Raw genomic sequence first — 21,060 nt, 5'->3', positions numbered from 1 at the left:
TATACGTAAAAATCTAATATGCTAATGATGAAAAAAGAATTTGAAGTTATATTGAATTGGAAACAAATAACTTTGTTAGCCGTTTCTACAACCGTATTGTATGGTTTAATATTGTATTTGTTAAATACAGCTCAAAGTATTGAAATGGTAATTATACAGGCTGTAATTTATGGTGTTTCGATGACGCTCTTCTTTATTTTTCTATTTCCTTGGTTTATGAAAAAATTTGTAGGAAAACGAATAGATAATATAAAGCCAGAGCTTCTTGAAAATGAAAAAATTGAAGAAGAAATTTTTGCAAACATATTTAGAGGATTAGAAGGTGTGGGAGGGAAAATATTCCTGACAAACGAAAGATTAATTTTTAAAAGTCATTCTTTAAATATCCAGAAAGGACAGACCAATATAAAATATTCAGATATCGTTGAAGTTGAAAAAAGAAAAACAATGAAAACTGTCGATAATGGTATAAAAGTAATTACTAAAGAAAAAAAAGAATATTGTTTTGTGATAAACGATAGAGATACTCAACTTCAACGAATTCAAAAAAGAATTGCTTAATGATTTCAGTAGCACAAGCTTTAGAAACTGTTTTAAATGCAACTCAAGATTTTGGAGTTGAAGAAATTCCGTTTTTAAAATCTGTTGGTAAAATTTTAAAAGAAGAAATCTCGGCAGATAGAGATTTTCCGCCATTTAATAGAGTTTCTATGGATGGTATTGCAATTGATTTCCCTCAATTTAAAGAAGGTAGAAGGAGCTTTCAAATAGAAGGAATTCAAGCAGCAGGAAGTCCACAAATTACACTTCAAAATTCAGAAAATTGTATCGAAGTAATGACGGGAGCGGTTTTGCCAAAAAACACAAATACGGTTATTAGATATGAAGACATTTCTATTGAAAACGGATTTGCAATCCTTCATATTGATGCTGTAAATGACGGACAAAATATTCATGTAAAAGGGAAAGATGGAAAGCAAGGAACGGTTTTAATCCAAAAGAACACAAAAATTTCAGCAGCCGAGATAGGTGTTTTGGCAACCGTTGGTAAATCGTTTGTAAAAGTTGCCAAACAACCTAAAGTAATGATTATTTCTACAGGTGATGAATTGGTTGCGGTAGATGAAATTCCTTTAGCACATCAAATAAGAAGAAGCAATGTATTTACTTTAGTTTCTTTGCTAGAACGTTTGAATATTACCGCAGAAACTGCGCATATTACCGATGACAAACCCTTATTAAAATCAAAAATTGAAAACTATTTACAAGAATATGACGTGCTGCTTTTTAGCGGAGCAGTAAGTAAAGGAAAGTTTGATTTTTTACCCGAAGTTTTTGAAGAATTACAAGTTGAAAAACGATTTCATAAAGTTGCACAAAGGCCAGGGAAACCTTTTTGGTTTGGAAGCACAGCTTCTTTAAGCAAGAATGAACAGCATGGTTATCAGCATGAAAAAAAACAAACAATTGTCTTTGGTTTTCCCGGAAACCCGATTTCAACTTTTGTAAATTGTTTGGTGTATTTTTATCCTTGGTATTTTAAATCTGTTGGTGTAGAGCATCAAAAGGAAACCGCAATCTTAGGGGAAGATGTTTCTTTTAAACCAAGTTTAACTTATTTTTTACAAGTAAGGTTAGTGTATAAATTTGGACATTTAGTTGCGTTTCCAATTTCAGGAAATGGATCTGGTGATTTAGCGAGTTTAGTGAAATCGGATGCTTTTATTCAATTACCAAGTGATCAAAGTGACTTTAAAAAAGGTGAAAATTATTCAATAATTAGGTATAGATAAATTTTATTTTAAACACTCTGTCAGTTCGAGTGATTTCGATTTTTCATCGAAATTGTATCGAGAACACTTTAGAAGTAAAAAAGTAAATAGAACTTAAAAGCTTCTCGATACAAAATTTCTGAAAAAGAAATTTCACTCGAAGTGACAGCAAGTTTATTAAGACTGATCATATGCGATGTCAGTTCGAGTGAATTTTGAGGAACGAAAAATTTGTACCGAGAACTCATCAAAATGAAACTATGAAAATCTACTACGTTTATATTCTAAAATGTTCTGATAAAACGTATTATACAGGTTTTACATCAAATCTTGAGCAACGATTTTTTGAACATCAACAAGGAAAACATAAAGATAGTTACACTTACAAAAGAAGACCTTTAGAGTTGATGTTCTATGCAGAGTTTTCTGATGCAGGGTTTGCAATTGATACGGAAAAACAAATAAAAAATGGTCAAGAGCAAAAAAGGAGGCGTTAATTAATGATGAGTATGAAAAACTCCCTAATTTAGCAAAGAAGAAGTTTAAATAGGTATAAGCTTCTCGATACAAAATTTCTGAAAAGGAAATTTCACTCGAAGTGACAGCAGGTTATTAAAACAGATCATATACGATGTCAGTTCGAGTGATTTCAATTTTTCATTGAAATTGTATCGAGAACTCATCGAAATTGTATCGAGAAAATTAATTAGAAAAAATGAGCGATTTTACCCACATAAATAAAAAACACAATCCTAAGATGGTCAATGTTTCTGAAAAGAAAATTACCAAAAGAACAGCCATTGCAAAAGCAACCATGTTTTTAGGAGAGGAAGTAATTTCTCATTTTACAAAAGACGAATTGATGACCAAAAAAGGACCTGTTTTTCAAACGGCAATTATTGCGGGAATTCAAGCAGTGAAAAAAACATCTGAATTGATACCTATGTGCCATCCTTTATTGATTAACGGTGTAGATATTGATATCAATGTTATAGATTCAGAGCATGTAGAGGTCTTTTGTAAAGTGACGATTGAAGGAAAAACAGGCGTAGAAATGGAAGCGTTAACTGGCGTTAATATTACGTGTTTAACCATGTATGATATGTGCAAAAGCATCAGCCAGAAAATGGTTATCAAAGAAGTAAAGTTATTAGAAAAAACCGGAGGGAAATCTGATATTAAAAATTAATTCTCTCCTTGATCGCCGTCGAGAGGTTTTAAAAAGTTCTCGACTTCGCTCAAACAGATAAAAAAACTGAAATAATTTCAGAAAAAATGAAAAAACATAGTAAACATACAAATTTAGAAAGACGAAATAACGATAATTTTGCACCCAATGAAATTGCGATTTTAGGGACAAATTGCAATACTATTTCTGAATTAGTAAAAGAGGTTTCAGCGAAATTATCACAATATAAATTGGGTTATTTTGATGCTTCTCATGCAAAAAATGTGGATAAAAATAGGTTGTCAGAATTCGTGTTTCATCACGAAGGAAATCTACAAATAACCTCTTCTGGAATCATCAATAAATTTCAACAACGTATAGGTTTTGCACAATTAGATTATCTTTTTATCAACGGAAATCATTACCAAGGAGCAAAACAAATTTTGATTTTAGATGAAACTAAAGAAGCTTCTGTGTTGAAGCGGTTGGCACAATTAGACAACATTCAGTTTGTTATCAAATTGAAAAAAGACATTCAGTTTTTTGACTTTTTAGTAGATACATATCCAAATATTAAAAATAAGAGGTGCTATACAATTGATGAGGTTGATAAAATAGCAAATCATATTGATCATCTTATTCAAGAAAAAATTGCACCTGTAAAAGGGTTGGTTTTGGTGGGCGGTAAAAGTACCAGAATGGGAACAGATAAATCTAAATTGAATTATTTTGGAAAACCTCAAAAAGAGTTTGCAAAAGAATTGTTAGAAAATAATAACCTTAAAACGTTTTATTCTGTCCAAAGTGATTCAGAAAAAGAAAATGAAATTTCAGACAAGTTCTATAATTTAGGTCCTTTTGGCGGAATTTGTTCTGCTTTTCAAAAAGATCTAAATGCTGCCTGGTTTGTGTTGGCCACAGATGTTCCTTTTGTAAGTGCTAAAATTGTTCAGTTACTTTTACAGCATAGAAATCCGAGTAAAGTTGCCACTGCAATTAAAGGAAAAAATAAAGAATTTGTTGAGCCATTAATTACTATTTATGAGCCAAAAGCATATCCTATTTTATTGCAGTATTTGGCACAAGGTTATTCTTGTCCGCGTAAAATGTTAATTAATTCTGATGTTGAAATTGTTGAAATTGAGGACGATTTTATTAGAAATATAAATACTCCAGAAGAATTTGAAATTGCTAAAAAGGAGATTACAAATAATTAAAAAGTTCTCGATACAATTTCGATGAAAAATCGAAATCACTCGAACTTACAACTCATTTTTCAGTTCGAGTGAAATTTATTTTTCAGAAATTTTGTATCCAGAATACCTTAAATTAGTCATAAATAATGGACAAAAATAAGCTTTTTAAACGTCAAATTACTTTGTCAGAAATTGGTGAAGTTGGGCAGCAAAAATTGCAAAACGCTTCTGTTTTAGTGGTGGGTTGCGGTGGTTTAGGAAGTCCGATTGCAGTTCATTTGGCCGCAAGCGGAATTGGAAAGATTCATTTGGTAGATTTTGATAGGGTAGATATTTCTAATTTACATCGACAAGTTTTTTATGCTTTGGAAGATGTGGGGAAACCCAAAGTAGAGGTCTTATCACACTTTATAAAACAAAGAGCCCCTTTTACAGAAATTAGTTTTACCAACAAGTCGATGACGAAAGAGAATGTTTTTCAGTTGATTGAAAACTTTGATCTTGTGATTGACGGAACCGATTCTTTACCAACAAAATATTTGTTAAACGATGCTTGTGTCATTAGAAATAAACCACTGGTTTATGGTTCTTTATATAAGTTTGATGGGTATGTTACCTCATTTAATGTATTACAAAAAGACGGAAGTTATTCTAGTAATTTAAGAGATGCTTTCCCAGAAATGGCAACAGATATTCCTAATTGTGAGGAAGCAGGAACGTTAAATTCTATTGTTGGCATGATTGCGACACAGCAAGTAAATGAGGTTTTAAAATTGATTCTTGGGGTAGGAAAACCGTTAACAAATCAATTATTGATTTATAATTCGCTTGAGAATACACAATTAAAAATGAGGTTAAAACCTATTATTTTAAAAGAAAAAATTACTAAAATATTTAATACTCAAACTTATATAGATGCTGCTTGTGCCTATCAAAATCCAGATTGGCAAATAGCTCCTGAAGATTTAAAATTAAAATTAGGCGATAAAAATCTTTTAATTATAGCGGTTTTAAAGGATTTAAAATTGCCTTTTGAAGTTCAAAAAACAATTCATATCACTAAATTTGACGCAGAAAAAATAGAAGTCGATTTTAGTAAAACATACATTATGGTTTGTCAAAGAGGATTTAATAGTTACAAAGCAACAGAAAAGCTGAAAAAGAAATATCCAACATTAGAAGTTTTAAGTTTAACTGGCGGAATTTCTAGCTACAAATAATAGCAATGAAAAATCCTTTAGAATTTTATTCAGAACAAAAAATTGAATTAGAGAAAGAAGTCGCACTTTTTAAGAAGAAACTTTTCAATTTGGGAGTGTTTCGATTGGCTGTTTTTTTGATTACTTGTTTTCTGATGTACCTAACTTTTGGAACCTATCCAGAGGTCTTAATCATTGCTTTTTTAGGAATTTTACTTTTTTCATTTTTAGTAGTAAAATTCATCAACCTAAAAAGAAAAAAAGATATTGTTGAGGCAAAACTACAGATCAATACTACCGAGATTAAAGTTTTACATAGAGATTTTCATCATTTAGATGCCGGTCAAGAATTTGTGAATCCTGCTCATTTTTATAGCAATGATATCGATTTATTTGGGGTAGGTTCATTTTTTCAATATGCCAATAGAACAGCAACCATTGATGGTAAAACGGAATTGGCAAATATACTTACTGAGAATAAAATAGACGAAATTTCAGAAAAACAAGAAGCAATTAAAGAGCTTTCAGAAAAAATAAAATGGCGTCAGCATTTTTCCGCTTTAGCAAATTTAGTGACCGTTAAAACGAAAACAGTATTTATTACTGAATGGATTTTAAAGTATACATCAGTTTTTCCTAAAATAGTATCAACGATTCAAATTGCATTTTCTATAATTTCTTTGGTTTTAATTACCTTAATTTCTTTCGGATTCATTTCATTTACCTTTATCGTTATTTGGTTTTTTATGGGGCTTTTCATAACGGCAATATTTGTAAAAAAGACCAGTAATTTATACACGGAAACAGATAAAGTAAGAGGTGTTTTTAAGCAATATCATCCACTATTAAATGAAATTGAGTCAGAACATTTTTCTTCAAAAAAATTACTACAGCACCAAAAAGTTATTCAATCCGAAGACAAGAAAGCATCCATAATTTTCAAAGAGTTTTCAAAAATATTAGATGCTTTTGATCAACGAAATAATATGATTATTGCTGTTTTAGGGAATGGTTTTTTTCTGTCTGAAATTTATAATGCACGTAGGGTAGAGAAATGGATTGCTAAATACAAGCACACTGCAGAAAAATGGTTTCAAGTAGTGGCGTATTTTGACGCTCAAAATTCGTTGGCAAATTTTCATTTTAATCATCCTAAATTTATTTTTCCAGAAATAAGCTCAGAAAAACAGGTTGTACAAGCTAGTAATTTAGGGCATCCATTATTAAATGCTGATAAAAGAGTAGATAATGATTTTAGGATTGATGAAGAACAATTTTTTATAGTAACAGGCGCAAATATGGCAGGAAAAAGCACCTTTTTAAGAACCGTTTCTTTGTCTATTGTTATGGCGAATTGTGGTTTGCCAGTTTGTGCAGAACGTTTTAAATATTCGCCAATAAAACTAATCACCAGCATGCGAACTACAGATTCCTTAACGGAAGACGAATCGTATTTTTATTCAGAATTAAAGCGTTTAAAATTTATTGTTGATAAAATTGATCCTGAAAAATCTGAAGAAAAATATTTTATAATTCTCGACGAAATTTTAAAAGGAACCAATAGCAAAGATAAAGCCATTGGCTCTAAAAAGTTTGTCGAAAAATTGACCAAATCGAAATCCACAGGAATTATTGCTACACATGATGTGAGTTTGTGCGAATTAGAAAACGAATTTTCTACGATTAAAAATTACTATTTTGATGCGGAAATTATCAATGACGAATTGCATTTTGATTATACCTTAAAAAATGGAATTTGTAAAAATATGAATGCTAGTTTTTTGTTGAAAAAAATGGAGATTGTTTAATTTTATTGAATTTAAAGACCTCACAGGTTTTTAAAACCTGCGAGGTCTAGTTATGTTTACTTACTTCCACGCTAAAGTTTCAATAAGTTGCAGAACATCATTTTTAATATAAGCTACGGCAGGTAAAATAGAATCGTAATTAGGTTTAGCGTAAAAATACAAAGAACCTTTTATAAAGTTATTTGTACTATCGGTAACATGAAATTGAAGATGAGAAGCGGCATTTCCTGTAATTTCATAAAGTGTACCAAAAGTTCTTTTTTTAGCATTAGTAAAGTCTTTCGGAATAATTTGTGCTGCTTTTACAGCATGTTTAAAGACTAGTTTTTCGGCTTCTGTTAATAATTCTTTAAGGTTATTTTCTACAGGTCGGTAAGTAATGTCTATTGAAGCTTTTAAATTAGGATAGGTTATCTTTAACCAATTATTATCTTCATCAACAATTGTGGTCGTTTTTAAAACATCAAAAGAATAAGGTCTTTTTACAGCGAGTTTTTTATATTCTTTTTTAGGATATTCTAAACTTAAATAAGCAGCAGGTTTTGGCAGCACTGCCTCCTTACAAGAAATAAACATAAAAAGGATAATCAGAATAAGAATACTACGCATTTCGTGTTGCTTTTACTTGTTTAATACGCTTTTTATCGAGCGCTTCAATGGTAAACGTATAATTCTTGAAGTTTATTTTCTCACCTTTTTTAGGGAACTTCCCCGAAATTTCTAAAATAAAACCTGCAATCGTTTCACTTTCACCTTTTTCTTCCTCAAAAATTTCCTCGTCTTCATCCTCTAAAACTTTACAGAAATCTTTGATGGTCGTTTTACCTTCAAAAATATAATTATTTACATCAATCTTAGAATATTGTAAGTCTTCATCATCAAACTCATCATTAATATCGCCCACAATCTCCTCAATTACATCCTCTAAAGTAACTAAGCCGCTTGTACCTCCGTATTCATCAACTACGATGGCTAAATGGTTTTTACGTGCTCTAAAATCATCTAATAAATCATCGAGTTTTTTGTTTTCAGGCACAAAAAAAGCTTTGCGCAATAAACTTTGCCATTTAAAATTTTTTTTATTTAAATGTGCTAACAAATCTTTAGCATACAAAACTCCAATAATATTGTCGGTATTTTCTTTATAAACGGGATTTCTTGAGTATCCGTGTTCAAGAATTTTAGCTAAAACATTCTCATAAGATTCAGAATCAGAAAGCGCAAAAATATCTATTCTTGGTTTCATAATTTGTACTGTTTCTGTGTTTCCGAAATTTACAATTCCTTCTAATATTTTTTGTTCGTCTTTGGTCGTTGCACCTTCTGAGGTTAACTCTAAGGCTTGCGATAAAGTTTCTACTGAAAAGCTATTGTTTTTGCTCCCTAATTTTTTTTCGATAAACTTTGTAAGTGTTATCAAAGGCAAACTAAACGGCGTTAAAGCAATATTTATAACATGAATAAATTTAGCCATAATTTTAGAAAAACGAAGTGCATTTCTAGAGGCATAAACTTTGGGTAAAACTTCGCCAAATAAGAGAATTAAGAAAGTAACTAAAACAATTTCAATGAGAAAACGAATTGGAACTTTAAATACAAATAGGTCAAGCGTATACTCAAAATGACCAAACAATGTTTCTGCTAAAGAAGCAAATAAGAGTACAATTAAAATATTGATAAAATTATTGGTAATTAAAATTGTTGCCAATAATTTTCTGGGTTTTTCTAGTAAAGTAACAATAATATTTTCTTCTTTGCTTTCGTTAGCAAGTGTGTTTAAATCGGATTGTGAAAGCGAAAAAAAAGCCACTTCTGTACCAGATATTAATGCAGAACTAATGAATAAAAGCATTAAAACAAGAGCATTTATTCCTGTTAAAAAATCGATGGAAGCGAAGACTACTAAAAATAAATGTTCGGGATCTGAGTCCAAATTTAAAAATTATAGGTTAATTAAAAAGGTAGATCATCATCATCATCTTCTTCTTTTGCAACAGTTTTTGGAGTTGCGACAGAAGATTGATTATTTTGTACCGGATTCGTAGTATTATCACTCGTTTTTTTAGTCGATAACATCGTCATTTCGTTTACATGCACTTCGGTTGCATATCTTTTTATACCATCTTGTTCCCATTGACGGTTTTTTAATTTTCCTTCAATATAAATTTTATCACCTTTTGTGAGGTATTTTTCACAGACTTTTGCCAGCCCGTTTTTAACCACAATATTATGCCAATCTGTGTTGGTTATCTTTTCTCCTGTTTGCTTGTTTGTGTATGTTTCGCTGGTAGCAATCGGGAAACGACCAATACAATTTTTGTCATCAAAATAATGCATTTTTACAGCATCGCCTAAATTACCGATTAAAATTACCTTGTTTATTGTTCCTGCCATGTTCTCGATACAATTTTTATCATTTATCAATTCAAAAAATTACTCGAACTGACAAATTAATTAGTATATCAAAAGTACTAAAAATATCAATTACTTTTTGGTTGATATACTTCTAAAAAATTAGCGATTAATACGGGAACAGGATATTTTTCTATTTCAGACCATTTTATAGTAGCTTTGGATGCAAACTTGGTTTCTACAATCCAGAATTGTGTATGCAAATGTTGATGAGATAGTTTGTGGACAATTTCTTTTTTGTTGAAAAGTGAAATAGTAGTTTCATTAGGAAATAAATTTACAAACTCTTTGGATGCAATAAGCTCATTTTTATTGATACTTTCAGTGCCCTCTATGAGCGGAAATTGATACAAGCCTTGCCAAATTCCTTTGCCTTTTCTTTGTGATAAAATAGTTGTTTCATCCTCTGTTTTTATCACTAGGAAATTAAAATACCGGTTTCTTACTTTAATTTTTTTCTCTTTTACGGGTAATTCTTTGATTAATTTTTTTTCTAAGGCCACACAACTATCCGCTAAAGGGCAGGTTTCACATAACGGATTTTGAGGTTTGCAGTGTAAAGCGCCAAAATCCATAATTGCTTGGTTGTAGGTTCCGGATTGTGCTGTGTCGATTAAAGTTTGCGCTAAAGTTTTAAATTCTTTAATTCCTGCGGATGAATTTATGGGAGTTTTAATTCCGAAATAGCGAGATAAAACCCTATAAACATTGCCATCTACCACAGCATTGGGTTCATTAAAACAAATAGATGCAATGGCAGATGCTGTATAATCTCCTATTCCTTTTAGCTTTAGAAGTTCTTTATAGGTTGCAGGAAATTGGCCATTTAATTCTTTTGCAACTTGTTTAGCAGTGTAATGTAAGTTTCTTGCCCTTGAGTAATAACCAAGACCTTGCCACATTTTAAGAACCCTACTTTCCTCTGCTTTTGCAAGGTCAAAAACTGTTGGAAATTTGTCTGTAAATTTCAGGTAATAAGCCATACCTTGCGCAACTCTAGTTTGTTGTAACATGATTTCTGAGAGCCAAACGAAGTATGGGTTTTTAGTTTTACGCCAAGGTAGTTCTCTGTTATTTTGTAAGTACCAGTAAATTAAAGTGTTAGAAAATTTCATGGATAAAAAATAGATTTACAATAATACATTATAAAATTCACACAAATTTAAGTGTTTATTTTTTTGGAATTGATTAATTATCATATATTTGCATCCGCATTTTTGGAGGTAAACATATAAAAATACATTAAAAATAGAGACATGACGAAAGCAGATATCGTATCAAAAATTTCAGATAAATCAGGAATTGAAAAAACAGATGTTTTAGCAACAGTAGAGGCATTTATGACAGAAGTTAAAGGTGCATTAGAAAATGGCGAAAATGTATATTTAAGAGGTTTTGGTAGTTTTATCATCAAAACAAGAGCAGAAAAGACAGGTAGAAATATTTCAAAAAATACGACTATTAAGATACCAGCTCACAACATTCCAGCTTTTAAACCAGCGAAAACTTTTACTGAAGGAGTAAAGAATAAAGTAGCTGTAAAGTAACAAAATACTAATCTAAACCGTTAAAGGTTTAAAAAACACCAGAACATTATGCCAAGTGGTAAAAAAAGAAAGAGAGCAAAAATCTCTACACACAAAAGAAAAAAAAGAGCTAGAGCAAATAGACACAAAAAGAAAAAGTAAGCTAATGCTTACTTTTTCGTTTGCAGCTTAGCGAAAAAAATTAATTAATCAACCCAAAAAAGTTCATTGACATTCGAAGATTTATTTGTTGTGTAAGGCAATAAATCTTCTCACGGTATTACAAAATACCTGACAATATTAATCCATCTGCACAATTAAGTGCAGTGTTAAAACCAGTTCAGTATGAAAACAGAATTGATAATTCGTTCAAATTCATCTGATATTGATTTTGCCTTATTAAGAGATGGAAAACTTATTGAATTAAATAATGAGACCACTGGAAACAAGTTTTCTGTAGGCGATATTTTTTTAGCCAAAATAGGAAAAGTGTTAACCGGCTTAAATGCATCTTTTGTAAATGTAGGATATCCAAAAGACGGATTTTTACATTATCACGATTTAGGTGCGCAAGTAAACTCATTAAATTCGTTCATTAAGAAAGTAAGCACAGGTAAGTATAAAGATTTCACTTTAAAAAATTTCCCCTTAGAGGGAGATATTCACAAAGACGGTAGTATAAGCAAAGTATTAAAAACAGGGCAAAACCTGTTGGTACAAATTGTAAAAGAACCCATTTCTACAAAAGGACCAAGATTAAGTTCTGAGTTGTCTATTGCAGGTAGATTTTTGGTTTTAGTTCCTTTTTCTAATCGGGTTTCTGTTTCACAAAAAATAGAAGATCCAAAGGAAAAAGAGCGTTTAAAAAGATTAGCAAAGAGCATAAGACCTAAAGGTTTTGGCGTTATTTTAAGAACTGTTGCAGAAGGAAAAAAAGTAGCAGAATTAGATAAAGATTTGCAAAACTCACTAGAACGTTGGAAAACAATGTGTAAAAGTATTCCCAACAAAAACACACCAACAAAAATATTAAGCGAGTTAAACAGAGCATCTTCTATTTTAAGAGATGTGATGAATGAAACTTTTACAAATATTGTAACAAATGATGAAACTTTGAAAGTAGAAATAAAAGAGTATCTGCAAGAAATCTATCCAGAAAAAGAAAAAATTGTAAAGTTGCATAAATCAGAAATTCCTATTTTTGAAAAATACGGAATAGAAAGACAGATTAAAACTTCGTTTGGAAAAACAGTTTCTATGAGCAGAGGTGCCTATTTAGTTATAGAGCATACAGAAGCTTTGCACGTTATTGATGTAAATAGCGGAAACCGTTCTAATAAAGCAGGTTCTCAAGAAGATACGGCATTAGAAGTAAATTTAATTTCTGCTACAGAAATAGCACGCCAGTTGCAACTGCGTGATATGGGTGGTATTATAGTTATTGATTTTATTGATATGCATAAGGCTGAAAACAGAAATAAACTGTTTCAGCACTTAAAAGAACAAATGTCTTTTGATAGAACAAAACACAAAATATTACCTCCAAGTAAATTTGGATTGGTACAAATTACAAGACAAAGGGTACGACCTGAGTTGAGTATAAAGACTACCGAAGATAACCCAAATAAAGACGGACAAGTAGAGGCTCCTATTGTGTTGTTAGATAAAATTGAATCGGATTTAGAGAAATTTATAACCAATTCAGAGCAGCATAAATCAACCGATAAAAAGATACAGTTACATATTCATCCTTTTATTGCTTCCTATTTAACAAAAGGAGTAAATTCTATTCGTTTTAAATGGTATTTAAAACATAAAAAGTGGATTACAATTATACCTAGAGATGCTTACACATACTTACATTATAAATTTACTTCTGCAAAAGAAGAAAAATAACTTTATAAATAAGGCAATAATTTTTTATCAAAAAAACCCGAAACTTTAAACAGTTTCGGGTTTTTGTTTTTTGTAAATTATTTCATTGAAAATGATTACATTAGTAAAAAAATTGTAACTATTTAAATTTAATATATTATGAAAAAGATGAAACAAATCTTATTATTCTCTTTATTTGTAGGGGGGGCAGTACTTATGTCTAAATGTCAAGATGACACTTACCTCGAAGAATTTAGTAAAGAGGAAACACTTAAAAAAGTAATTTTAGACACAACTTTATCTAAAAAAACAGAAAAACAGAAAAAAATTAAATACAGAGGTTTTGAAGTAGACCATAGATTTAATTCAACAGAGGATGAATTAAAAGAAAAACATACTAAAAAGTACTTAAAAAAACTTTATAATAAACTAAGAAAAAAGAAAAAAGCCAATAAATCTTCTGCTTACAAAACTATAGATTCTTTAGATTTGCCAAGCAAAGAAGCAATTTTTGAAGCTGCTAAAGTTGTTGTGCATAATTTGCCTTATGAGAAATTAAATGGTTTAACGATAAATTATTTTGACTCCAATAGCACAACTAACATTGCTATGATTCAAAATGATTTTATAGGTTTTACGGAAAGTGATATAAATGCTAACAACCAAATTATAGATGAATATTACTCACAAAATTTAGATTATTTAGTTTTAGAAGAAATTGCAAATAATCCAAATTTATATAATCATTTAAACACAACAAATAAATCGGAATTTGAAATTGCAGCATGTACTATTGCTCTTACTACACCAAGTTATGGCTTTGTTAGATCTATAATAGCCTATAGTATAGCTGGGCCAAAAGCAAAATCTGAATCTTTGGCACAATACCCTATCATAGGTTCTAGTAATACAAGAGAAGATGCTTTTAGACATATTTATTGGAATGCCTTATTAGCACAAAACTATTTTACATTGGTTTCTAAATCTAAAAGAGCAAATTTTGCACTTTATGTTTCTGATTTAAGAGAAAGTATTTGTGGTCCATCTAATAACATAGACTCTAAAGAAATGGATTTACACAATAACAAAGTGGGTACAGAAATATGGCTAAGTAAAGCGAGTTTTGTAAAAGTTTGGGGTATTAATGTAGCCATTAAAAGACCAAGCACAACAGAGTTAATTAACGCCATACTAGATAGAGTTAAATTAAGGAGTTGTTATATTGTAAAAGAACACCCTACAAATCCATCATTTAATTACTCTGACCAAGAAGTAGTTAACGAAATAGCTACAAAACCAACACATTATGCTGTATATTTTGAAAGAACAATAGCTCCAAAATATCCAGCTGTTATTGTAACTAACGATTATTCAAACTGTATTGGCAGTCAAGATCCTAATGGTTTAATAAACATAGATAAAAACACAGGAGCTGGTGTAGCACCTGACGACCCATGTATAAGAAAAATATATAATACTATTTATGTGCATACATGTTATGTTTCTAAAGATCCGAATTTAAACCCTGACTTATTACTATAACATTATGAAAAAATTTATTAAAATACTAGTATTCAGTTTGTTATTCATTTCTTGTTTAATAGACGAAGATGAAGACGTAATCAGAAATGGTTTTCAAATTAATCTTTCAAATTCAACGAATAAAGTTTATACAGGAAAATATATTATAGGAGGCTTTAAAGACAATGTATTTATTGTTACAGATTCTATTGATTTTGAGAGAGAAGTAAAAACCGGTATTCTTACTGTACCACCTCATTTTACAGATGCTAACAGATGGAAACCCGATTTAAGTAAAATAAGAGCCATACCTTCAGAGCGTTGTTATTTTAGAATAAAATTATCTGATGGTAGAAACCAATTAATTACAAGATTTGATAGTAGCGAATTAATGAGTTTGCAATTACCAAATACTACCCATTTTAGAGGTGATTTTGGGAGACTTATTATCGCTATTCAAGATAACCAAATAACAGGTTACGCAGCAAAAGAAGAATAAACAACCTAAAAAACCTCGCAATTCTTGAATTGCGAGGTTTTTTGTTTTTAGAATATTCTGTTTTATTTATTTTCTTTAATCAAGTACATATACACCGGAAAGTGATCTGAATACCCACCTGTGTAGCCTCCATTAGAAAAACTTCTAAAAGGATATCCTTTAAATCTCCCTTTTTTATCCGTTAAAAAACGTTTGTTAAAAATTTTAGCTTGGTACATTTTATACGTCGTATAGTCTTTATCGCCTTTGTCTAATAAAGGCGATGAAATTAAAATCATATCAAACAAATTCAGATTATCTCTGTAAGCCAGGGTATTAAAACCCCTTCGATACAAATCTTCATAAGGGTTGTAAATATCTAAAAGGCCTACTTCTTTCTTCTTCGCTTTTGTTTTTAATACTTTTTTAAAACTAGAATTTATCGGATCATCGTTAAAATCGCCCATGGTAATTATTTTTGCGCTGGGGTCTTGTGCTCTTATTTGGGTAAATATTTTTAGATTTTGATAGGCTGCTTTTTCGCGCAATGGTCTACTTTTTGCTTCGCCACCGCTTCTAGATGGCCAATGATTTACGATGATATGAATCAATTCATCATCTAAATAACCAGAAACTAACAACTGATCTCTAGTATATACTTTAAAATTATCTCTATAAATATTTGGGTTAAAAACTTCGTGATGTACTGGTTTAAAATATCTTTTTTGATATAATAAAGCTACATCAATTCCGCGTTTATCAGGAGAATCATAATGAATAATGCCATATCCTTTTTTTATTAAATGTTTAGATTTTACTAAATCTTCTACAACACTTAAATTTTCTACTTCAGAAACACCAATAATGGCAGGTGATGTATGTGCCTTATCGAATCCTATTTGTGCAATGGTACTGGCTAGTTTATCAATTTTATCCCAATATACAAAAGATCTATTCGATTTCAATTCCATCATTGGGCTAGCTTCATCGTTAATAGCCGTATCATTTATAGTGTCAAAAAGATTTTCTAAATTGTAAAAAGCAATGGTTCTAATAACGTACTTCTTTTCTTTACGCTGAGAAAAAGTAGTAAAAACCATGAGGAGTGAGATGCTAATGACGACCAATGATTTTTTCATAAATTACAAAGTTTTAAGTTCATTTAAAAAAGTAAAAAGACAACTTAATTTATAAAATTTTAAAAAAAATACTGGTGATTGTGGAAACCCGTAAAATTTTTTAAATTCTTGTTCATAAATTTAGACAAAAATTTATGAAAAAACGTATATCCATACAATTGTTGTTCCTATTTTTTGTGAATACAGTGAGCGCACAAAATATATTAAAGGGAATCATTGTAGATAGTGATTCCGAAAAACCACTTAAAGGTGTTTCTTTAAGCATTGTAAACACGCCGATTCAGCTAAGCACAAATTCTAACGGAATTTTTATGATAAAAAGCATACCAAACGGAAGCTATATTGTAGAAATTAGGTTTAAAGAATACGAATCTCAAAATTTTCCAATAGAACTCTCTGGAAAGACCATAGATTTGGGAACTATATTTCTGTATAAAGATTTTTCATTAGATCAAGATTTAAGTTTAATTACACTTACTGATGATGAATTAAATGACGACGCTAGTGCAGCAGATAATATTGCGGGTTTACTACAAGCAACAAGAGATATTTATTTAAGAACTGCTGCTTTTGAGTTTAGTTCTTCATTTTTTAGAATAAGAGGTTTAGATTCTGGGAACGGTAAAATATTAATTAACGGAATTGAAATGAATAAACTCTATGATGGTAGAGCACAATGGAGCAATTGGGGTGGTTTAAATGACGTTTTAAGAAATCAAGAATTTAGCAATGGTTTAGCAGCCTCTAATTTTACGTTTGGTGGGCTTTTAGGAGCTACAAATATCAGCACTAGAGCATCTGAACAAAGACCTGGAACAAGAATTACCTATTCATCTTCTAACAGAAGTTACGAGCATAGAGTAATGGCGACACATGCAACAGGGATTTTAAGTGGTGGTTGGGCTATGACTTTTTCTGCTAGTAGAAGATCGGGTTTAGAGGGGTTTAATGAAGGAACAACGTATAATGCATATTCGTTATTTACGGCGATAGAGAAAATAATAAATAAAAAGCATAGCGTTAATTTTACAGCAATTTTTACACCCAATAGAAGAGGTAAAGCAGCACCCAATACACAAGAGGTTTTTGATTTAAAGGGTATTGCATACAATGAATATTGGGGATATTTAAACGGAAGAAAAACAAACTCTAGAATTAAAGAAGTAAAAGAACCTATTTTAATGTTTAATCATTTTTGGGATCTTTCCGAAAATACATTAATCCAAACAAATGTATCGTATCAGTTTGGAAAAATAGGCAATAGTCGTTTAGATTTTAATGCGGGCGCAAATCCGAGTCCGTCTTATTATCAAAATTTACCAAGTTTCTTTGTGAGAAATAATGATTTAGCCGGCGCATATCAAAATCAACAAATATTTTTAAAGGATGGTCAGTTAGATTGGAGTCGGATTTTTGATGCAAATATCACTAACAAAGCAGCGGGCGTAAATAATGCCTATGTTTTGTATGAAGACAGAAATGATGACAAACAATTTAGTATTAATTCAATTTTAAATACCGCCATTAATAACAACATCACCTTGAATGCAAAGCTAGCATATAGACGTTTGCGCTCTCATAGTTTTGCTGAGGTAATCAATTTATTGGGTGGTACAGGGTATTTAGATATTGATAATTTTGCCGAAACGGAAGCACAAAGCCAAAACGATTTATTAAATCCGAATAGAGTAGTTGGTGTTGGCGATGCCTTTAGATATAATTATAACTTAAATTCTGATGTGATTAGCGCTTTTACACAAACACAATTTAAATATAGCAAAGTAGATTTTTATGTGGCTGCAAATGTTTCCAGAACAACCCATCAAAGAGAAGGATTATATCAAAACGGAGGGTTTTCTGAAACGTCTTTAGGACCATCAGAAAAATTAGACTTTATAAATTATGGTATAAAAGCAGGCGCTACTTATAAAATTACGGGGCGTCATTTATTAGATGCTAACTTTACTTTTGTAACCAAGGCACCAACCATCAGAAATTCTTTTTCTAACTCAAGAGAGAATAACAATATTGTAGAAGATTTACAAAATGAAAAAATATTTTCTACCGATGTTAGTTACATTGTTAGAAGTCCTATAATTACATCAAGATTAACAGGATATTACAACTATATGAAAGATGCCACAGAAATTTCTTTCTATTTTGCTGATGGAATTGGTGGCGATAATACCGCCTTTGTACAAGAGGTTTTAACAGGCATTCGTAAAAAACATGTAGGTATTGAACTAGGTTTGGAAGTCCAAATTACACCTAAAATTAAATTAAAAGGAGCTGCTTCTATAGGGCAATTTACGTATGATAATAATCCAAACTTATACTTAACTTCAGAAGCAGATTCCGAATCTGTTGCTGCGGGTTTTATCAATGGCTCTAAAGATTTCGGACAAACTAACCTTAAAAATTATAAACTAGCTGCAGGTCCTCAAAATGCATATTCAGTAGGTTTTGAATATCGAGATCCTGAATATTGGTGGATAGGTGCTACGGCAAATTTCTTCAGCAATATTTTTATAGATATCGCACCCTTAAACAGATCTAGTAATTTTTATACAGACGATGATGGTTTGCCATTTGTAGAATACGACCCAGAATTGGCTAGAGAATTATTAGAACAAGAAAAATTTGATAATTATATGGTTGTAAATCTGGTAGGAGGTAAGTCATGGAAAATAAAAGGCAAATATGTAAGCATTTTTGCAACCGTAAATAATCTACTAAATACAGTCTATAAATCTGGTGGATTTGAGCAAGGAAGAAATGCAAATTTTAGGCAATTAAGAGAGGATAAAGCACTAGAAACTCCTGTTTTTGGCAACAAATATTGGTATGGTAGAGGAACCACTTACTTTTTAAACATGAACATAAGCTTATAAGAAACAATAAAATAACAACTATGAAAACGAGCAAAACAACCATTTTGATACTAGCATTTTTGGCGAGTATTTCATTTATTTCTTGCGTAGAAGATGCAGATTATTCAGTACCTCAAAGTATCGGTAACGAAGAAAATATAAGATTAAACAATATTTTAGATAGCATTACTAGTAATCAATTAGAACTAAAACCAATCAGCGAATTAAAAGAGTTATACATTTCAGGAACTGAGCCGCTTAAAATAAGTTCAAATATTGTGGTGAAAGGGTATGTGGTTTCTTCAGATCAGAAAGGGAATTATTTTAGAGAATTTTATATGCAAGACGCTCCAGAAAATCCGACATCAGGAATAAAAATTGCGGTGAATCTCACCAATAATTATAACAAGTTTAATATTGGTAGAGAGGTGTATATTTATCTAAAAGATTTATATCTAGGCGAAACCAATTCTGGTGATGGCATCATTGCTATCGGAGGAAAAGTGAGTCCATCAGATGAAAAAGAAATAGAAAGTATTTCAACAAATCAAATTAGAAATCATTTATATCGTTCTGAAAAAACTGAAATTATTGTTCCTAAACTGGTTTCTTTAGCGGGGTTAAATGCGTCGGATATTGGTACATTTGTGCAAGTGCAAGAGGTTATTTTTCCTGCGGATTTATCAGGAAAATCCTATGTGGATCCTACAGAAGATTTTGATACACAACGCAAAATACAAACCTGCCAAACATTGGGATATGCAGATTTACTTCTAGAAACAAGCTCTTTTGCAAGTTTTGCAAATAAAGCATTACCCATTGGCGGAGGAACTATAAATGCAATCGTTTCTAAAGATTTTGGGGGTGATTTTTTAGTTTTGGTTTTAAACTCGGCAGACGATGTTTCTATGGTAGGCAATCGATGTGAAACGTTATCAGAAAGTGATTTTCCAACCATTTTATTAGCGGAAGATTTTGAAGCTTCATCAGGAGAAATTAGTATTACAGATTGGTTAAATTATAGAGAAGAAGGCACACAATCTTGGCGATCTTATACAGATACTTATTCACAGAGCAAAGCGGCAAGAGTAGGTTCTAGAAATTCAGGTAATGCAAATACGGTAACGTGGTTAATTACAAAAAGTGTAAATTTGGAAACCACAACGGAAGAGTTTTTATCTTTCGAAACTTCCAATAGCTTTGCTAACGGAAGTGATTTAGAAGTTTTAATTTCTGTGGATTGGGATGGAACGCCAAGCAATATTACGGCAGCAACTTGGGATATTCTGCCTGCAAAAATTGTTGCTGATGGAGAAAATTTTAAAAATTGGGTACATTCAACATATATAGAGTTATCTAATTATTCAGGTACGGCATACATCGCTTTTAGATATACAGGAACTGGAAATATTAATTTTGATGGAACTTTTGAATTAGATAATATTAAAATAAACGCTAGATAATTTTTTATGATGGATAAAATAGAACATATCGGAATTGCAGTAAAGGATTTAGAAAAATCGAATCAATTATTTGCGGCTCTCTTTGGAGAAAAACATTACAAAACAGAAGAAGTACTTTCTGAAGGAGTAAAAACTTCTTTTTTTAAAACAGGACCTAATAAAATAGAATTATTGGAAGCTACCAATTCAGAAAGTCCAATTGCAAAGTTTATTGCTAAAAAAGGAGAAGGAATTCATCATATTGCTTTTGCAGTCACTGATATTAAAGCAGAAATAAAAAGATTGAAAGAAGAAGGTTTTGTGGTTTTAAATGAAATTCCCAAAAAAGGTGCAGACAATAAATTAGTTGCTTTTTTGCATCCAAAAACTACCAATGGAGTTTTAATTGAGTTATGTCAAGAAATTGATTAGATCCCTTATATTTTGTAATTTTGAATAAAAATTTACATGATTTTAGCATTAATAAAAACATAAAACTGAAGTATAGCTTTCGTTACTCTGCCATTTATAAAGATTAATAATTTTAAAGGAAACTAATTTTAAACGATATTGTAATGTTTTGTGGGTATACGTTAAAATACTGTGAACTGTGCCTGTGAACTGCCTGTTAATTATTATATTGCACCGATTTAA

General features: G+C 30.9%; 18 protein-coding genes and 1 pseudogene. 14 read left to right on the top strand and 5 right to left on the bottom strand.

What is annotated here, in order from left to right; all coding sequences use genetic code 11:
• Positions 1-24 precede the first annotated feature (24 nt).
• The 7 genes and pseudogenes from K8354_RS15040 (at position 25) to K8354_RS15010 (ending at position 7,143) form a co-directional block, all read left to right on the top strand.
• Positions 25-561, top strand: coding sequence for a GRAM domain-containing protein (locus K8354_RS15040; protein ID WP_223442294.1), 537 nt, complete (start codon positions 25-27; stop codon positions 559-561).
• A complete protein-coding gene (locus K8354_RS15035) occupies positions 561-1,793 on the top strand; it encodes a molybdopterin molybdotransferase MoeA (RefSeq protein ID WP_223442291.1) in 1,233 nt (410 codons plus the stop codon). Before K8354_RS15040 ends, K8354_RS15035 begins: the two co-directional genes overlap by 1 nt.
• A 239-nt stretch (positions 1,794-2,032) precedes the next feature.
• Positions 2,033-2,322: pseudogene (locus K8354_RS15030) on the top strand (GIY-YIG nuclease family protein).
• Positions 2,323-2,487: 165 nt separating this feature from the next.
• Entirely contained in the window at positions 2,488-2,961 is a 474-nt protein-coding gene (gene moaC, locus K8354_RS15025; protein WP_223442288.1) for a cyclic pyranopterin monophosphate synthase MoaC, read from the top strand.
• Between the two features lie 86 nt (positions 2,962-3,047).
• Positions 3,048-4,157: an NTP transferase domain-containing protein gene (locus K8354_RS15020; protein ID WP_223442285.1), complete on the top strand. Its 1,110-nt coding sequence runs from the start codon at positions 3,048-3,050 to the stop codon at positions 4,155-4,157.
• 125 nt (positions 4,158-4,282) lie between these two features.
• Complete coding sequence (locus tag K8354_RS15015) at positions 4,283-5,356, top strand: HesA/MoeB/ThiF family protein (RefSeq protein ID WP_223442282.1); 1,074 nt, start codon at positions 4,283-4,285, stop codon at positions 5,354-5,356.
• A 5-nt stretch (positions 5,357-5,361) separates the two neighbouring features.
• The gene (locus K8354_RS15010; RefSeq protein WP_223442280.1) at positions 5,362-7,143 is read left to right on the top strand and encodes a MutS-related protein; all 1,782 of its coding nucleotides are present in this window, start codon (positions 5,362-5,364) and stop codon (positions 7,141-7,143) included.
• A gap of 60 nt (positions 7,144-7,203) precedes the next feature.
• On the opposite strand, the gene gldD is transcribed toward K8354_RS15010, so the two are convergent.
• The 4 genes from gldD to mutY form a co-directional block, all read right to left on the bottom strand.
• Positions 7,204-7,752, bottom strand: coding sequence for a gliding motility lipoprotein GldD (gldD, locus tag K8354_RS15005; protein ID WP_223442277.1), 549 nt, complete (start codon positions 7,750-7,752; stop codon positions 7,204-7,206).
• Positions 7,745-9,076 carry a gliding motility-associated protein GldE gene (locus tag K8354_RS15000; protein ID WP_223442274.1) on the bottom strand — a complete coding sequence of 444 codons (1,332 nt, stop codon included), beginning with the start codon at positions 9,074-9,076 and terminating at the stop codon, positions 7,745-7,747. Before K8354_RS15000 ends, gldD begins: the two co-directional genes overlap by 8 nt.
• A 20-nt stretch (positions 9,077-9,096) precedes the next feature.
• Entirely contained in the window at positions 9,097-9,537 is a 441-nt protein-coding gene (locus tag K8354_RS14995; RefSeq protein WP_223442271.1) for a single-stranded DNA-binding protein, read from the bottom strand.
• Positions 9,538-9,623: 86 nt separating this feature from the next.
• The gene (mutY, locus tag K8354_RS14990; RefSeq protein WP_223442269.1) at positions 9,624-10,670 is read right to left on the bottom strand and encodes an A/G-specific adenine glycosylase; all 1,047 of its coding nucleotides are present in this window, start codon (positions 10,668-10,670) and stop codon (positions 9,624-9,626) included.
• 141 nt (positions 10,671-10,811) lie between these two features.
• Here mutY and K8354_RS14985 point away from each other — a divergent pair, with 141 nt between their 5' ends.
• The 4 genes from K8354_RS14985 (at position 10,812) to K8354_RS14970 (ending at position 14,976) form a co-directional block, all read left to right on the top strand.
• The gene (locus K8354_RS14985) at positions 10,812-11,102 is read left to right on the top strand and encodes an HU family DNA-binding protein (protein ID WP_223442266.1); all 291 of its coding nucleotides are present in this window, start codon (positions 10,812-10,814) and stop codon (positions 11,100-11,102) included.
• Between the two features lie 324 nt (positions 11,103-11,426).
• Positions 11,427-12,977 (top strand): Rne/Rng family ribonuclease, encoded by a 1,551-nt coding sequence (locus K8354_RS14980; protein ID WP_223442263.1) that lies wholly within the window; start codon positions 11,427-11,429, stop codon positions 12,975-12,977.
• Positions 12,978-13,115: 138 nt separating this feature from the next.
• Positions 13,116-14,498, top strand: coding sequence for a DUF6973 domain-containing protein (locus K8354_RS14975; RefSeq protein WP_223442261.1), 1,383 nt, complete (start codon positions 13,116-13,118; stop codon positions 14,496-14,498).
• Positions 14,499-14,502: 4 nt separating this feature from the next.
• A complete protein-coding gene (locus tag K8354_RS14970; RefSeq protein WP_223442258.1) occupies positions 14,503-14,976 on the top strand; it encodes a hypothetical protein in 474 nt (157 codons plus the stop codon).
• A gap of 62 nt (positions 14,977-15,038) precedes the next feature.
• Here the strand turns inward: K8354_RS14970 and K8354_RS14965 are convergent, their stop codons facing one another.
• Positions 15,039-16,094 (bottom strand): endonuclease/exonuclease/phosphatase family protein, encoded by a 1,056-nt coding sequence (locus tag K8354_RS14965; RefSeq protein WP_223442255.1) that lies wholly within the window; start codon positions 16,092-16,094, stop codon positions 15,039-15,041.
• 134 nt (positions 16,095-16,228) lie between these two features.
• On the opposite strand from K8354_RS14965, the gene K8354_RS14960 reads away from it, so the two are divergent.
• From K8354_RS14960 to mce, 3 genes are read left to right on the top strand one after another with little or no spacing between them, the layout of a single operon-like run.
• A complete protein-coding gene (locus K8354_RS14960) occupies positions 16,229-18,985 on the top strand; it encodes a carboxypeptidase-like regulatory domain-containing protein (RefSeq protein WP_223442251.1) in 2,757 nt (918 codons plus the stop codon).
• Between the two features lie 20 nt (positions 18,986-19,005).
• Positions 19,006-20,427 carry a DUF5689 domain-containing protein gene (locus tag K8354_RS14955; protein WP_223442248.1) on the top strand — a complete coding sequence of 474 codons (1,422 nt, stop codon included), beginning with the start codon at positions 19,006-19,008 and terminating at the stop codon, positions 20,425-20,427.
• A 9-nt stretch (positions 20,428-20,436) separates the two neighbouring features.
• The gene (mce, locus tag K8354_RS14950) at positions 20,437-20,838 is read left to right on the top strand and encodes a methylmalonyl-CoA epimerase (protein WP_223447693.1); all 402 of its coding nucleotides are present in this window, start codon (positions 20,437-20,439) and stop codon (positions 20,836-20,838) included.
• Positions 20,839-21,060: the final 222 nt, after the last annotated feature.

The organism is Polaribacter litorisediminis, assembly GCF_019968605.1.
GTDB lineage: Bacteria > Bacteroidota > Bacteroidia > Flavobacteriales > Flavobacteriaceae > Polaribacter > Polaribacter litorisediminis.
The sequence above is the reverse complement of the archived record's forward strand: the minus strand, read 5'-3'. Positions and strand labels throughout refer to the sequence as shown.

Coding starts and splice junctions, on each gene's coding strand:
- K8354_RS15040 (WP_223442294.1), top strand. CDS start 25: ATGATGAAAAAAGAATTTGAAGTTATATTGAATTGGAAACAAATAACT.
- K8354_RS15035 (WP_223442291.1), top strand. CDS start 561: ATGATTTCAGTAGCACAAGCTTTAGAAACTGTTTTAAATGCAACTCAA.
- moaC (WP_223442288.1), top strand. CDS start 2,488: ATGAGCGATTTTACCCACATAAATAAAAAACACAATCCTAAGATGGTC.
- K8354_RS15020 (WP_223442285.1), top strand. CDS start 3,048: ATGAAAAAACATAGTAAACATACAAATTTAGAAAGACGAAATAACGAT.
- K8354_RS15015 (WP_223442282.1), top strand. CDS start 4,283: ATGGACAAAAATAAGCTTTTTAAACGTCAAATTACTTTGTCAGAAATT.
- K8354_RS15010 (WP_223442280.1), top strand. CDS start 5,362: ATGAAAAATCCTTTAGAATTTTATTCAGAACAAAAAATTGAATTAGAG.
- gldD (WP_223442277.1), bottom strand. CDS start 7,752: ATGCGTAGTATTCTTATTCTGATTATCCTTTTTATGTTTATTTCTTGT.
- K8354_RS14995 (WP_223442271.1), bottom strand. CDS start 9,537: ATGGCAGGAACAATAAACAAGGTAATTTTAATCGGTAATTTAGGCGAT.
- mutY (WP_223442269.1), bottom strand. CDS start 10,670: ATGAAATTTTCTAACACTTTAATTTACTGGTACTTACAAAATAACAGA.
- K8354_RS14985 (WP_223442266.1), top strand. CDS start 10,812: ATGACGAAAGCAGATATCGTATCAAAAATTTCAGATAAATCAGGAATT.
- K8354_RS14980 (WP_223442263.1), top strand. CDS start 11,427: ATGAAAACAGAATTGATAATTCGTTCAAATTCATCTGATATTGATTTT.
- K8354_RS14975 (WP_223442261.1), top strand. CDS start 13,116: ATGAAAAAGATGAAACAAATCTTATTATTCTCTTTATTTGTAGGGGGG.
- K8354_RS14970 (WP_223442258.1), top strand. CDS start 14,503: ATGAAAAAATTTATTAAAATACTAGTATTCAGTTTGTTATTCATTTCT.
- K8354_RS14965 (WP_223442255.1), bottom strand. CDS start 16,094: ATGAAAAAATCATTGGTCGTCATTAGCATCTCACTCCTCATGGTTTTT.
- K8354_RS14960 (WP_223442251.1), top strand. CDS start 16,229: ATGAAAAAACGTATATCCATACAATTGTTGTTCCTATTTTTTGTGAAT.
- K8354_RS14955 (WP_223442248.1), top strand. CDS start 19,006: ATGAAAACGAGCAAAACAACCATTTTGATACTAGCATTTTTGGCGAGT.
- mce (WP_223447693.1), top strand. CDS start 20,437: ATGGATAAAATAGAACATATCGGAATTGCAGTAAAGGATTTAGAAAAA.